The sequence below is a fragment of the Halomonas sp. R57-5 genome, assembly GCF_900070345.1.
GTDB lineage: Bacteria > Pseudomonadota > Gammaproteobacteria > Pseudomonadales > Halomonadaceae > Vreelandella > Vreelandella ventosae_B.
In genome coordinates this window covers 4,982,777-4,996,750 of sequence record NZ_LN813019.1, presented here as the reverse complement: position 1 = coordinate 4,996,750, position 13,974 = coordinate 4,982,777, and the positions used below count along the sequence as shown (strand labels likewise).

Sequence of the window (13,974 nt, the reverse complement as noted above, 5' to 3'; positions counted from 1 at the left end):
TTATTCACCTGTTCCCGATTGGCTAGCGGGCACTGCCTCGGTGGCTGGTAATGGAGGGGTTGAAAATTGTTCAATGCCCAGCTCATCAACCAGTGTTTCGCCAAAGTAGTTAACAAATTCAGGGCTAGCAATGCTACGCCACTGCTCTCCATCACGCACCAGCAGGAGTACCTTGAGATTGTTCTCAATGGCCAGTTGCATAGCGTCCTGTTCGCCCACCACCAGTAGCGCTGTCGCCCAGGCATCCGCCCAGGCATTGGAAGGATGGAACACCGACACCGATGCAAGCTGATGGGTTACCGGCCGGCCCGTACGTGGGTCAATGGTGTGGGAATAGCGCTGGCCATCGACTTCAAAATAGTTGCGGTAATCGCCGGAGGTAGCCACCGACATGCTCTCTAACGGAATGATGTGCTGGGCACGCTGCTGGCCATCTTCAGGTACCTCAATGCCAATTCGCCACGGTGTCTGTTCGTCTTCATCACGCACTCCACGCGCAATTAGGTCACCGCCTAAATTGACTAAGTAGTGCTCTATACCCTGCTGATTCAGGTAAGCGGCTACCCGGTCAGTAGCGTGGCCTTTGGCCVCCCCAGACAGGTCGACAAACACATCGCGGGTACGCCGTGCCTGCATATTTTGCGTATCGACCTCCACCGCATCAAAGCCTACCTGGGCAAGCTGCTCGGCCAGGACATCATCGGCGGGCACTTCTTCAGGCCGTGCGCCAGGGCCAAAGCTCCACAAATTAACCAGATCGCCGACGGTAATATCAAAGGCGCCGTGGCTGGCTTCGGCCACCGACAGGCTGATCGCCAACACCTCAATGAGCTCATTGGAGAGCGGCTGCCACTCTTCCAACGGGGCCTCGTTAAACGCGATCAGCTCAGAGTCATCCCGATAGGTGGACATCGCCTGGTCAACACTCTCCAGCTCGGCTTTGAAACCCGCTTCCAACTCAAGGGATTCGCCTTGTGTAAGCGGATCCATGATAGTCACCTGATAGAAGGTGCCAAAAATATTGCCTTCAAAGCGTACCGGAGGCTCCAGCGGCCGATCGCTCTCTGAGCAACCGGCCACGCTGATCACTAAGCTCAACAGAAGGCCCATCACGGTCAGTGCACGTCGCCACCTTGTACTGCGTTCAACACACAATTTCTGTTTAATTTTTTGCATCGTTGCCTTGCCTAAAAATGAAAGAACCACAGCAGCCAGGCGCCGAACAGCACGCGGTAAATCACAAAGGGCTGCATTCCCAATTTTTTTATAATTACCAGGAAATAGTGGATGCACAAGTAAGCGCTTACTCCTGATAGTAGCGTACCCACTAGCATGGCGACCCAATCGATAGACTGCGGCGCGTTAACAAGACCGATGGCTTCCAAACCACCGGCCAACACAATCACCGGAATCGACAACAAGAAAGAGAAACGCGCAGCACCTTCCCGGCTCATGCCCACCATTAGCGCCGCCGTAATAGTAATCCCCGAGCGCGACGTACCAGGGATCAGCGCCAACGCTTGAGCGCCGCCAATAATCAGCACATCCTTTAAACGCAGCTGGTACTCGCTTCGCGTACCCTGCTTGCGCCAGTCGGCATACCCCAACAATAGACCGAAACCAATTAAACTGAAGCCGATAATCAGCGTAGAGCGCATATAGTGAGAAATAACATCGTGCAGCAGTAAGCCAATAATACCCACGGGGATAGTGGCCAATGTCACCCAGAAGGCGAGCCGCGCATCCTCGTTGACGCCTTTCCCCCCGATGGCGGCCAGGCTGCTGGTGATCATTTGCCAGATTTCGTGCCTGAAATAGATGATGACCGCGGAGAGACTGCCTAAATGTAGTGCCACATCAAAGGCTAAGCCTTGGTCTTCCCAATCTGTAAGAACGGGCACCAAAATCAGGTGGGCAGAGCTTGATACGGGTAAAAATTCTGAAATTCCCTGAACAATCGCTAATACCACCACCTGAAGCCAATCCATAAAAACACCCTGTGTGTAGAAACAATTTGATGGTTTGCAATGGCGCTTAAGGATACACATCCGCTAATTCGTTGTCCGCCACTGCTTTTGCTGACACGCTTTTACTGACACTGCCCGCCACCGACACGCAAAAATGCCGTTTCACAGTTTGAACGCAGTGGAGGCTATAGAGGATATAAGGAGTGCGCTACAATAGGCGTCTATTGAATGCGTGCGTCCTTGCAAGGTACCCATGACTCAGACCATCGAAACGCCAGTGGTTCACGACCAAGCGCGACTTAGCCAAGATGCCAAGCGTGTTACCTACATTGGTGCGTGGTTGGATGCCCTGTTGAGCATCGTCAAAGTCACCATCGGTTTTATGGTCGGCTCAGCGGCGCTGATCGCCGACGGCATTCACTCACTGTCTGATTTAGTCACCGACGGCTTTGTCCTGGCAGCGATCCATTACGGCCGCCAGGAGCCCGATAAAGACCACCACTACGGCCACGGCCGAATCGAAACCCTGACGACGCTGTTGCTGGGTAGCGTGCTGATTTTTGTGGCGGGCGCGATTGCCTGGTCGAGCCTGGATCGCTTGTTTAGCGGTGCCGATGTTAACGCTCCTGGCGCGGTGGCGATCGTTATTACCGTCATTGCACTGTTTAGCAAAGAGTGGATTTTTCGCTACACCATGCGGGTCGCCAAGCGGGTAAAGTCGAAATTACTCGAAGCCAATGCCTGGCATTCACGCAGCGATGCGTTATCTACCGCCGTGGTGTTGGTGGCATTGGTGGGCGCCCAGTTTGGTTTGGGATGGTTGGACGCCGTGGCCGCCATTATCGTGGGCTTATTGGTCGGTAAGGTTGGTTTGGACTTGCTGTGGGAGTCGGCGCGGGAGCTGGTGGATACTGCGCTACCGGTGGATGTACAAAATCAGATGCACGACGTTGCCTGCAGCGTGCCGGGTGTGGATAGCGTCCACGACCTGCGCACGCGCCAATCGGCAGGCTGGGTGATGGTCGATCTACACGTGGTGGTTGGGCCTAAAATTACCGTCTCGGAAGCCCACGAAATCGGTAACGAAGTAAGCCGCCGCCTACGCCATGAATTCCCCGCGCTTACCGATGTGATCTTCCACGTTGACCCCGAAGACGACGCCGGTGCGGGTGACCCGAGCCGCCTACCCGGCCTACCACTACGCCCTGAAGTCGAGGCCGCGCTGGATGCACGCTGGTATAAGCACCCGGTGTGGCGCACGCTAAACGAGCTTCAGTTGCACTACCTGGACGATAAGGTCTCGGTATCGCTGATCATCGATGACGCTGTGCATCAGCCTCCTCAGTGCCTTGCCAGCCAGCTAAAAGCGCTGGCGAGCGATATTGAGTGGCTTGGACACGTAGAGGTGCTGTTTATTACCCGCGCCGCCAGCAGTTCAATGCGCTAGGTTAACCGCTTGTTACAACCCGGATAGCATGAGGGTGGCGATACTGAAGTAGATCACTACCCCAGAGGCATCAATCAGCGTGGTCACTAGCGGTGCCGAGGCGGTTGCCGGGTCGACATTAAAGCGCTCCAGCACAAACGGCAGACACATCCCCAACAGGCTGCCGAACAGTACAATAACCACCATGCTAAAGGCGACCACCATGGCCAGCGCTTCCCCACCGCGCATGATGCCAATAGGCGTTACCGCGATGGCCATGGTGATACCCAGTGACCCGGCGACAAGTAGCTCGCGGCCGAGTAGTTTGCCCCAATCTTTAACCCCTACGTCGCCAGTCGCCATACCCCGCACCATCAGTGTGGCGGCCTGCGCCCCGGCGTTACCGCCACTACCGATCAGCAGCGGCAAAAAGAACACCAGCGCCACCTGGGCGGCAATGGTCTCTTCGAAATAGGCAATCCCGGCGCCAGAAAACAGGTTTGCGAATACCAGCAGTACCAGCCAAAACACCCGCTTACGGTAGAGACTCCAGAGTTTTACACGGCTAACTCCGTCTTCCAACTGGCCGATCGACATCCCCTTGTGGAAATCCTCGGTGGCCTCGGATTCGGCTACGTCCATGGCGTCATCGTGGGTCACAATACCTACCATCCGGTCATCGGCATCGATCACCGGCAGGGCTAACAGGTCGTACTTCGCCACAATACGGGCAACATCTTCCTGGGCATTATCAACCCGTGTACTGATGACATCCTTGATCATAATGTCATCAACAATGGCACCGGGGCGTGCCACCATAAGCTGACGCAGCGACATGGTACCGATCAGTTGGCCGTCACTATCGAGGATATATAGTTGGTAAACCGTTTCCGCATCAGGGGCGGTTTGGCGAACTCGCATCATCGCTTGCGACACCGTCATGCCACTGGCTATGGAGACATAGTCAGAGGTCATGATGGCGCCGGCGGTACCCTCTTCGTAACTGGCAAGCCGCTTCAGGTCTTCCCGCTCGCGGTGGGCCATGCGACGCAGCAGCGCTTCACGGCGGTCTTCACTGAGTAGATTAAACAGGTCAGCGCGTTCGTCCGAGCCCATCTCCTCCAGCAGTTTAAGTACCTGGCTGTCATCAAGTTGCCCGACCACCTCAAGCTGGCTCTCACCGGGCAAATAGCCCAGCACGTTGGCGGCACGTTCGGCAGAGAGGATATCCAACAGCAAGAGCGCAGCAGACAGCTCTTCGTCATCTTCAATCATCTCTTCGAGCACTTCACCGATATCCGCGGAGCGGGTTTCGGCCAAACGCAAAGAGAGCACCGTTTTACTCGGGGCTTCCTTGGCCAGCTCGTCGAGCAGTTCGGCTTTTAATTCCTGCAGGCTTTCATCATTCAGTGCCATGGCTCTCCCCTTCACACTTACCCACGTTATGCTACCGAGTTAATTTCTCATACGGCTTAATTCCACCTACTTACTAGCATACTGCCCAACAAAAAAACGCCCCTTAAACCCTGGTACGGGTTTAAGGGGCGTTGGACACACGCTAAATGCGTGGGTGTTAGCCTTTACCCGCCTTTTTACGCAACTGCTGAATCGTTCGCAGCTGAGCAACGGCTTCGGCAAGTTCAGCGGCAGCGCGAGTATAATCGAGCTCCGATGACTTCTCATTAAAGGCTTTCAGCGCCTGCTGACGCGCTTCTTCGGCAGCGGCTTCATTGAGGTCGCTGGCTCGTGATGCAGAATCAGCCAGAATCGTCACCACATCCGGCTGAACTTCCATGAAGCCACCCGAGACAAAGAAGTTCTCCTCCTTGCCATCATCGTGAATCACGCGAACCGGACCCGGCTGAAGCTCGGTCAGCAGCGGAGCATGACCCGGCAAAACGCCCAGGTCGCCCATAATCCCGGAAGCAATCACCTGCTCAACGGTACCTGAGTAGATCGATGCTTCAGCGCTGACGATATTGCAAGTAAAGCTATTCGCCATAGCGAATCCCCCTAATGGACGGGATTACTTCTTCATCTGGTTGGCTTTCTCGACGGCTTCGTCGATAGAGCCGACCATGTAGAAGGCCTGTTCCGGCAGTTCGTCGTACTCGCCAGCAAGAATGCCCTGGAAGCCACTGATGGTGTCTTTCAGAGAAACATACTTGCCTGGTGAACCGGTAAATACTTCGGCCACGAAGAACGGTTGCGATAAGAAGCGCTGGATTTTACGCGCCCGGGAAACGGCCAGCTTGTCTTCATCAGACAGCTCGTCCATACCCAGAATGGCGATAATATCCTTGAGCTCTTTGTAGCGCTGAAGAACGTTCTGCACACCGCGGGCGGTGGCGTAGTGCTCTTCACCGACAACCAGCGGATCCAACTGGCGCGAGGTGGAGTCCAACGGATCGATCGCCGGGTAGATACCCAGTTCGGCGATAGAACGCGCCAGTACCACGGTGGCGTCCAGGTGCGAGAAGGTGGTCGCTGGCGACGGATCGGTCAAGTCATCCGCAGGCACGTAAACGGCCTGTACGGAAGTGATTGAACCGGTTTTCGTCGAGGTAATACGCTCCTGCAGAACGCCCATCTCTTCGGCCAACGTCGGCTGATAACCTACCGCTGATGGCATACGACCCAACAGTGCCGATACTTCGGTACCCGCCAGGGTGTAACGGTAGATGTTATCGACGAACAGTAGAACGTCGCGGCCTTCATCACGGAATTTCTCAGCGATAGTCAGGCCAGTCAGCGCCACGCGTAGACGGTTACCCGGAGGCTCGTTCATCTGACCATAAACCAGCGATACCTTATCGATAACGTTGGATTCGGTCATTTCATGATAGAAGTCGTTACCCTCACGGGTACGCTCACCGACACCGGCGAATACAGAGTAGCCGCTGTGCTCGGTGGCGATGTTGCGGATAAGCTCCATCATGTTAACGGTTTTACCCACACCGGCGCCGCCGAACAGGCCGACCTTACCACCCTTGGCAAACGGGCAGACCAAGTCGATTACCTTGATACCGGTTTCCAGCAGCTCGTTAGAGGCTGCCTGGTCAGCATAGCCCGGTGCTTTACGGTGGATCGGCATCCGCTCTTGCTCGCCGATCGGTCCCGCTTCGTCAATCGGCTCGCCGAGTACGTTCATAATGCGGCCCAGCGTTTCCTTACCTACCGGTACGGAAATCGCGGCACCTGTGCTGGTCACATCCATGCCACGCTTCAAGCCCTCAGTGGAGCCCATGGCGATGGTGCGCACCACGCCGTCGCCCAGCTGCTGCTGGACTTCGAGGATGGTCTCAACATCGGAGACCTTCAGCGCGTCGTAGACCTTGGGCACAGAGTCCCGCGGAAACTCTACGTCAATCACCGCGCCGATGATTTGTACGATACGTCCGCTCATCTTGGTTCCTCTCTAAAACCTGCAAATGAAACCTGTCTGCCGGGAGCCGCTAAAAGTGTCAGCTCCCTAGGCGTTATACGGCAGCAGCGCCGCCGACGATCTCAGAAATTTCCTGGGTGATGGCGGCCTGACGGGCCTTGTTGTAGACCATCTCCAGATCGTCGATAAGGCCGCCTGCGTTGTCAGTGGCACTTTTCATAGCGATCATTCGGGCAGCTTGTTCACAAGCGCCGTTTTCCACTACCGCCTGATACACCTGCGATTCGATGAAACGAACCAGCAGGCTATCGAGCAACGCCTTGGCATCCGGTTCATACAGGTAGTCCCAGCTTCCGGGACGGGCGTTTTCGTCGTCTTGCTCAGCGTCTGCGCCCATATCAGGCGACAGCGGAAGAAGCTGACGAACCACTGGCTGTTGCGTCATGGTGTTCACAAACTCGTTGTGCACCACGTAAAGCCGGTCGAGACGTCCTTCATCGTACGCTTCGAGCATGACCTTAATACTGCCAATCAAACCCTCAACGGTCGGGGCTTCACCTAAACCGCTCTTCGCCGCCACCAAATTGCCACCGTAATTGCGGAAAAAGGTGCTGGCCTTGGCGCCCAGGGCGCAGAAATCCTGCTCAGCGCCCTGCTTTTTCCACTCACTGGCCTGTTTGAGTAAGGCTTTGAAGAGGTTGTGGTTCAAACCACCGCACAGACCACGGTCTGTAGAGACCACAATATAACCAACGCGCTTAACCTCGCTACGCTCGACCATATAGTCGTGCTTGTATTCGGGGTTGGCGTCGGCAATGTGGCCGACCACATTACGGATCTGCTTAGCGTAAGGCTGACTGGCTCTCATCAGATCTTGCGCTTTACGCATTTTCGATGCAGCCACCATTTCCATGGCGCTGGTAATCTTCTGCGTATTTTTAATGCTCCCGATCTGGGTGCGTATCTCTTTTGCAGCTGCCATAGCGATCTACCCTTCGTTCGTGGCTCTCAGAAAGCATGCAAACCCGCCCGTAGGCGGGCCAGACATTACCAGCTCTGAGTCGCCTTGAACTTCTCGAGACCCGACTTCAAGCTGTCTTGAATCTCACCGTTGTAGTCGCCGCTCTGGTTGATCTTGTCGAGTAGATCACCGTGCTCAGACTTCATGTAGTCGTGCAACGCACGCTCGAAGTCCAGCACCTTGTTCACGTCGACGTCGTCCAGGTAGCCTTCGTTGGCGGCATACAGCGACAGCGCCATTTCAGCAACCGACATTGGCGAGTACTGGTTCTGTTTCATCAACTCGGTGACACGTTGACCGTGCTCAAGCTGCTTACGCGTGGCTTCATCAAGATCAGAAGCAAACTGCGAGAAGGCCGCCAGTTCACGGTACTGAGCCAGCGCTAGACGTACACTACCGCCGAGCTTTTTGATGATTTTGGTTTGCGCCGAACCACCCACACGAGAAACCGACAGACCTGCGTTAATCGCCGGACGAATACCGGAGTTAAACAGGTTGGTTTCCAGGAAGATCTGACCGTCGGTGATTGAGATCACGTTGGTCGGTACAAACGCGGAGACGTCGCCACCCTGGGTTTCGATGATCGGCAGCGCGGTCAAGGAACCGGTTTTGCCTTTCACTTCGCCGTTGGTGAACTTCTCAACGTAGTCGACGTTAACCCGCGCAGCACGCTCAAGTAGACGCGAGTGGAGGTAGAAAACGTCACCGGGGTAAGCTTCMCGACCGGGCGGACGACGCAGCAGTAGCGATACCTGACGGTAAGCAACGGCCTGCTTGGAAAGATCGTCGTACACAATCAGCGCATTCTCGCCGCGGTCGCGGAAGTATTCGCCCATGGTGCAGCCAGAGTACGCTGCTAGGAACTGCATCGGTGCCGGGTCGGCAGCGCCAGCAGCGACGATGATAGTGTGCTCCATGGCGCCATGCTCTTCGAGCTTGCGCACCACGTTGGCAATGGTCGACTGCTTCTGGCCAATCGCCACGTAGACACAGGTCMCGCCCTTGCCTTTTTGGTTGATGATCGCATCGATGGCAATGGCGGACTTACCGATCTGACGGTCACCGATAATCMGCTCACGCTGACCACGGCCAATCGGCACCATGGCGTCGATCGACTTCAGACCTGTTTGGATCGGCTCATCAACGGATTGACGGGTAATAACGCCCGGCGCCACTTTCTCAACGGCGTCGGTCATTTTAGCGTTAATCTCGCCTTTGCCGTCGATAGGGTTACCCAGCGCATCGACAACGCGACCAATCAGCTCTGGGCCTACCGGCACTTCGAGAATACGACCGGTACACTTGGCGGTCATGCCCTCTTCGAGCTGCAGGTAGTCACCCAGCACTACGGCACCCACGGAGTCACGCTCCAGGTTGAGTACCATTCCAAAAATGCTGTTGGGAAATTCAATCATTTCACCAAACATCGCGTCTTCGAGGCCGTGAATTTTCACGATACCGTCGGAAACGGTCACAATGGTGCCCTGATTATGGGCTTCGGATGCGACGTCAAGCTTCTCTATTCGCTGCTTGATGATGTCGCTGATCTCGGAAGGATTCAGTTGCTGCATGCCATGTCCCTCAGACTCAAGCGGTTAGTGCTTCGGATAGACGGTTCAATCGACCACGTACGGATCCGTCAATAACGGTATCCCCAGCACGTAGGATGACACCGCCAATAAGCGACTTATCCACCTGAGTAGTAATGGAGATTTCGCGATTCAGACGTTTCTTAAGCGCATTCGCTAGCTTGGTCTTCTGCGCAGCTGTCAGCTTATAAGCAGACGTTACTGCTACATCAACGCGCTGCTCGTGTTCGGCACGTAAGTGCTCAAACTGGTCAGCGATTGATGTCAGCGCCATTAAACGACCTTGGBCCGCCAGCACAGTCAAAAACCGCTGTAAAGCTTCATCCTGTTGCTCTGGAATCAGCTCGACAAGCAGCGACACTTTTTGCTCGCTGGCTAATTTTGGACTGTTTAACCGATGGCGGACGTTGTCGTCTGCTACCGCAACACTTAAAAAACTCAGCGCTTGTGACCAACTGTCAAGCGCCTCATGATCACGCGCGTATTCAAACGCTGCCTTAGCGTAAGGACGAGCGACGGTCAGTAATTCCGCCATGATTCACCTCCTTACAGTTCAGCAGCCAGCTCATCGAGTAACTTGCGATGGGCTTGTTCGTCGACCGACGCTTCAAGAACACGCTCGGCACCCATAACGGCGAGATAAGAGACCTGGGCACGAAGTTCGTCTTTTGCACGATTCACTTCTTGCTCAATCTCTGAACGTGCGCTGGCAACTAGGCGTTCGCCTTCAGCTCGGGCCTGTTCGCGGGCTTCTTCAACTATTTGGGCAGAGCGCTTATTGGCCTGCTCAAGAATTTGCGAAGCTTGCTCCTTGCTTTCACGCAGCATCTGCTCTGCACGTTCCTGAGCAAGCTCAAGATCGCGGTTCGCACGGCTGGCTGCGTCTAAGCCATCAGCAATTTTCTTTTGACGCTCGTGAAGCGCGTTGCTGATCGGAGGCCACACATMCTTTGTGCAAAACCAGACAAAGATCGCGAAGGCGATCGTCTGCCCGATTAGCGTCATGTTGATATTCACAGGAATGTACCTCTGACAAGTTCGTGGCGACCGGAGTGAAACAAAACCGAGCGTTTAACGCTCGGCTCAGCTGTCATTAACCGGCAACAACGAAGATCAGGTACATTGCGATACCAACACCGATCATCGGAACAGCATCCAACAGACCTGCCATTAGGAAGGTTTTGGTTTGCAGTTGGTCACCCAGCTCTGGCTGACGCGCTGTAGATTCCAACAGTTTGCCACCCAAAATGGCGAAGCCAATGCCGGTACCTAGCGCGCCGAGACCGATCATGATGGAAGCGGCAATGTAGATAAGTTCCATGGTAATGCTCCTAGTTTTTCAAGTTAAAGGTCGAGGGTTGAGGTTAAGGGTTAATGTGTTTCAAGCATTGCTCGGATTAGTGATGCTCGTGTGCAGCGCTTAGATACACCACGGACAGCACTGTAAAGATGAAAGCTTGGAGTACGACGATCAAAATATGGAAAATGGCCCACGGCACATCCAGTACCCAGATAGCCCAGAACGGCAGCATGGCGATCAAGATAAAGATCACTTCGCCGGCAAACATGTTGCCGAACAGACGCATCGCCAAACTAAACGGTTTAACCAACAGCGCGACGATTTCCAACACAAGGTTGAAGGGAATCAATGCCCAGTGATTAAACGGAGTCAGTGACAGCTCCTTGGCGAAACCACCCACGCCTTTAACCTTAAAGCTGTAGTAGAGAATCAGTCCGAACACCCCTAACGCCAAACCTAGCGTGGCGTTGACATCGGTGGTGGGGACAATTTTCATATAGTCCACGCCCAACTTACTAAACAGCACAGGGAAATAGTCGACCGGAATAATTTTGAGCGTGTTCATGAACAGAATCCACACGAACAGCGTTAAGGCCAAAGGGGCAATGATCGGGTTATGCCCTTTAAATGTTCCTTGAATCATGTTTTCGATAAATTCAAACACCATTTCAACCGCATTTTGCAGTCCCGACGGCACACCAGTAGTGGCCATTTTGCCTGCTTTGCGGAAAACCCAGATAAACAGCAGCCCCATAGCGATGGACCAACCCATGGTGTCCAAGTGAATAGCCCAGAAGCCCATTTCACTTGCTTCTTCCGCAGAGTGCGCCAGCGACCAGCCATTTTCAGGGTGGTTGCCAAAGGTCAGGTTCTGCAAGTGGTGCTGGATATAGTAAGTCGTTGAGACTTCGTTTCCTGCGGCCATGGATGTGTCACCTCAATAAGTTGTGCAATTTTCTAGGCATTAGCGTTTTTTGGCATTAACCAAGGCGTAAGCCAATGCGTTAGAACAACCGCAACATAAGCATAAAAAAAGAAAGCAGGGTTTGAGGGGGGCGCTGCCACGAACACTGCCACAAACAGTGCCACCGTCAAACCAAACTTGCCTGCTTCGGCGCGAAATAGACGCATCGCGACCTTTGAAGGACTACTAGCGCGCAAAACACCCATTCGTTTGATAAAAAAAGCATTCGCTAATAAAGCTATTAACGCTCCTTTAAAAACCGATGTTATGCCTTCCATATCTGCGACCAAATAGGCTACCAGCATGCCCATTAACGTAATTATCAGCTGCGCGATCGTGAGCCGAACAATATAGGCTTTTCGCCGCTGGGTTTCGTATCGCTGCATACCGCCCAGCCTCGCTAATGAAAACCGTTAGCTCATAAACGAATAATTCGACAAACCAAGTCTACTTGCACAAATCTTGCGCGATTATAGGGAAGCGCTATCACACCTTCAACCGAAGTCGCACCGATTTTGCCCGCTTAAGGGCTGATTTGCGACCAAAGGGGGAAAACGTGTCCACTTCTTACGCGATATTGAATAGCCTGCTATTTAATATGATTTAAGATGCCATCCAATTCTTCAAGGCTGGTATAACGTATTGTTAATTTACCTTTGCCTTTTTGTCCATGATCAATGGAGACAGGTGCACCGAGCAACTCGCCAAGATGGGTTTCCAACTTTGCCACATCAGGCTGTTTGCTTTGACGGCTAGGCATTTTGGTCGGCGCTTGGCTGGTTTGGACTTTTTTTACCAGCGCTTCGGTGGCGCGCACGGTCATATCGTTGTTAACTACTTCATGGGCGACTTGGCGCTGTTGGCTACTGTTCAGCGTTAACAGCGCTCGCGCATGGCCCATATCCAGGTCGCCCCGTTCAAGCAGGGTTTGTACTTCAGGGTCCAGCGCTAGCAGGCGCAATAGATTAGCCACCTGGGTGCGCGATTTACCCACCGCGTCGGCAATCTGCTGCTGGGTAAGCTCAAACTCGTCGCCCAGCCGCTTGAGCGCCATGGCTTCTTCGATAGCGTTGAGGTTTTCACGCTGAATATTTTCGATTAACGCCAGTGCCAAGGCGACTTCATCGCTGACTTCGCGGATCACTGCCGGAATGACGTCCAGCTCAGCAAGCTGAGCGGCCCGCCAGCGGCGCTCACCAGCAATGATTTCGTAGCGATCTACGCCAATGGGGCGCACAACGATGGGCTGCATCACGCCCTGGGCGCGAATGGAGTCCGCCAACTCCTCTAATGCTTCGGGTTGAATATCCCGGCGCGGCTGATATTTACCTCGAGTGAGTTGCCCTAACGGCAGGCGTTCAAGGCGATCCTCGGTCACTTCATCGGCCGCGGCACTACGCGCTGCGTCAGTAAGCTCCAAAGGCGTGCCGCTACCGGCAAGTTCTAAGCTGTCACGGCGACGGGCACCGGCACCAATCAGGGCATCCAGGCCACGTCCCAGCGCGGGTTTACGCGTCATTCGCTTTTCCTCATTTTATAACGCTAGGCGACGAATCATCTCTTTCGCCAACACACGATAGGCCTGGCTACCCCGGGAGAACCGGGCATATTGAGTCACGGGTAATCCGTGGCTCGGCGCTTCGGCGACTTTTACGTTGCGCGGAATGGTCGTTTTTAACAGCATGTCGCCAAAATAGTCACGCAGCTGTTTGTCTACTTCCCGGGTTAAGCTGGTGCGCTTGTCGTACATGGTGCGCAAAATGCCCGCAATTGCCAGATCAGGATTCACATTTTGCTTAATCTGCTCAACCGTATCGAGCAGTGCCGATAACCCTTCTAGCGCGTAAAACTCACACTGTAGAGGGATCAGCACGCTATCGGAAGCGGTTAACGCATTGACCGTCAGCATGTTCAAAGAGGGCGGACAGTCGATCAGCACTACGTCATACGCATCCGAAACCGAAGCAAGCGCGGTGGTTAAGCAGCTCTCGCTTTTATCGCGATCCAGCAGCTCGACTTCGGCGGCGGTGAGATCACCGTTACCCGGCAGTACGTCGTATTTGACCGCCAGCTTTTTGACAATTGCTTCAGCGGCCGTTGCTTCACCCAGCAGAACGTCAAGCACGCTTTTATCGAGCTCGTATTTATCGATGCCGCTGCCCATGCTGGCATGGCCTTGGGGGTCAAGATCCACCAGCAGTACGCGACGGTCGAGCGCAGCGAGACTGGCCGCCAGGTTAACGGCCGAGGTGGTCTTGCCCACGCCGCCTTTTTGGTTGGTCAGGGCAATGATCTGGCTCACTTACTCAACTCCTTCTGGGG

Annotated in this window: 15 protein-coding genes; 1 reads left to right on the top strand and 14 read right to left on the bottom strand. The window is 54.3% G+C overall.

Annotated elements, in window-relative coordinates:
* Together HALO_RS22840 and HALO_RS22835 are read right to left on the bottom strand one after the other, a co-directional pair.
* Window positions 1–1,110, bottom strand: coding sequence for an FAD:protein FMN transferase (locus HALO_RS22840; RefSeq protein WP_050714083.1), 1,110 nt, complete (start codon window positions 1,108–1,110; stop codon window positions 1–3).
* 77 nt (window positions 1,111–1,187) lie between these two features.
* Window positions 1,188–1,988 (bottom strand): undecaprenyl-diphosphate phosphatase, encoded by an 801-nt coding sequence (locus HALO_RS22835; RefSeq protein ID WP_035582351.1) that lies wholly within the window; start codon window positions 1,986–1,988, stop codon window positions 1,188–1,190.
* Window positions 1,989–2,220: 232 nt separating this feature from the next.
* On the opposite strand from HALO_RS22835, the gene HALO_RS22830 reads away from it, so the two are divergent.
* The gene (locus tag HALO_RS22830) at window positions 2,221–3,414 is read left to right on the top strand and encodes a cation diffusion facilitator family transporter (RefSeq protein ID WP_035582353.1); all 1,194 of its coding nucleotides are present in this window, start codon (window positions 2,221–2,223) and stop codon (window positions 3,412–3,414) included.
* Between the two features lie 12 nt (window positions 3,415–3,426).
* Here HALO_RS22830 and mgtE read toward each other — a convergent pair whose 3' ends face one another.
* The 12 genes from mgtE to HALO_RS22770 form a co-directional block, all read right to left on the bottom strand.
* Window positions 3,427–4,809, bottom strand: a complete 1,383-nt coding sequence (mgtE, locus tag HALO_RS22825; RefSeq protein ID WP_035582355.1) for a magnesium transporter — start codon at window positions 4,807–4,809, stop codon at window positions 3,427–3,429.
* Between the two features lie 157 nt (window positions 4,810–4,966).
* The gene (locus tag HALO_RS22820; RefSeq protein ID WP_035582357.1) at window positions 4,967–5,395 is read right to left on the bottom strand and encodes a F0F1 ATP synthase subunit epsilon; all 429 of its coding nucleotides are present in this window, start codon (window positions 5,393–5,395) and stop codon (window positions 4,967–4,969) included.
* 24 nt (window positions 5,396–5,419) lie between these two features.
* Window positions 5,420–6,799 carry a F0F1 ATP synthase subunit beta gene (gene atpD / locus HALO_RS22815; RefSeq protein WP_035582360.1) on the bottom strand — a complete coding sequence of 460 codons (1,380 nt, stop codon included), beginning with the start codon at window positions 6,797–6,799 and terminating at the stop codon, window positions 5,420–5,422.
* A 73-nt stretch (window positions 6,800–6,872) separates the two neighbouring features.
* Window positions 6,873–7,760 carry a F0F1 ATP synthase subunit gamma gene (gene atpG / locus HALO_RS22810; RefSeq protein WP_035582363.1) on the bottom strand — a complete coding sequence of 296 codons (888 nt, stop codon included), beginning with the start codon at window positions 7,758–7,760 and terminating at the stop codon, window positions 6,873–6,875.
* 65 nt (window positions 7,761–7,825) lie between these two features.
* The gene (atpA, locus tag HALO_RS22805; protein ID WP_050714082.1) at window positions 7,826–9,370 is read right to left on the bottom strand and encodes a F0F1 ATP synthase subunit alpha; all 1,545 of its coding nucleotides are present in this window, start codon (window positions 9,368–9,370) and stop codon (window positions 7,826–7,828) included.
* A 16-nt stretch (window positions 9,371–9,386) separates the two neighbouring features.
* Entirely contained in the window at window positions 9,387–9,923 is a 537-nt protein-coding gene (locus HALO_RS22800; protein WP_050714081.1) for a F0F1 ATP synthase subunit delta, read from the bottom strand.
* Window positions 9,924–9,934: 11 nt separating this feature from the next.
* Window positions 9,935–10,405: a F0F1 ATP synthase subunit B gene (locus HALO_RS22795; protein WP_050714080.1), complete on the bottom strand. Its 471-nt coding sequence runs from the start codon at window positions 10,403–10,405 to the stop codon at window positions 9,935–9,937.
* Window positions 10,406–10,481: 76 nt separating this feature from the next.
* Window positions 10,482–10,709: a F0F1 ATP synthase subunit C gene (gene atpE, locus HALO_RS22790; protein WP_022521051.1), complete on the bottom strand. Its 228-nt coding sequence runs from the start codon at window positions 10,707–10,709 to the stop codon at window positions 10,482–10,484.
* A gap of 76 nt (window positions 10,710–10,785) precedes the next feature.
* Entirely contained in the window at window positions 10,786–11,613 is an 828-nt protein-coding gene (gene atpB / locus HALO_RS22785) for a F0F1 ATP synthase subunit A (protein WP_035582371.1), read from the bottom strand.
* A 32-nt stretch (window positions 11,614–11,645) separates the two neighbouring features.
* Window positions 11,646–12,038, bottom strand: coding sequence for an ATP synthase subunit I (locus HALO_RS22780; RefSeq protein ID WP_035582373.1), 393 nt, complete (start codon window positions 12,036–12,038; stop codon window positions 11,646–11,648).
* Window positions 12,039–12,241: 203 nt separating this feature from the next.
* The gene (locus HALO_RS22775; RefSeq protein ID WP_035582374.1) at window positions 12,242–13,171 is read right to left on the bottom strand and encodes a ParB/RepB/Spo0J family partition protein; all 930 of its coding nucleotides are present in this window, start codon (window positions 13,169–13,171) and stop codon (window positions 12,242–12,244) included.
* Window positions 13,172–13,186: 15 nt separating this feature from the next.
* Window positions 13,187–13,954 carry a ParA family protein gene (locus HALO_RS22770; RefSeq protein WP_035582377.1) on the bottom strand — a complete coding sequence of 256 codons (768 nt, stop codon included), beginning with the start codon at window positions 13,952–13,954 and terminating at the stop codon, window positions 13,187–13,189.
* Window positions 13,955–13,974 lie beyond the last annotated feature (20 nt).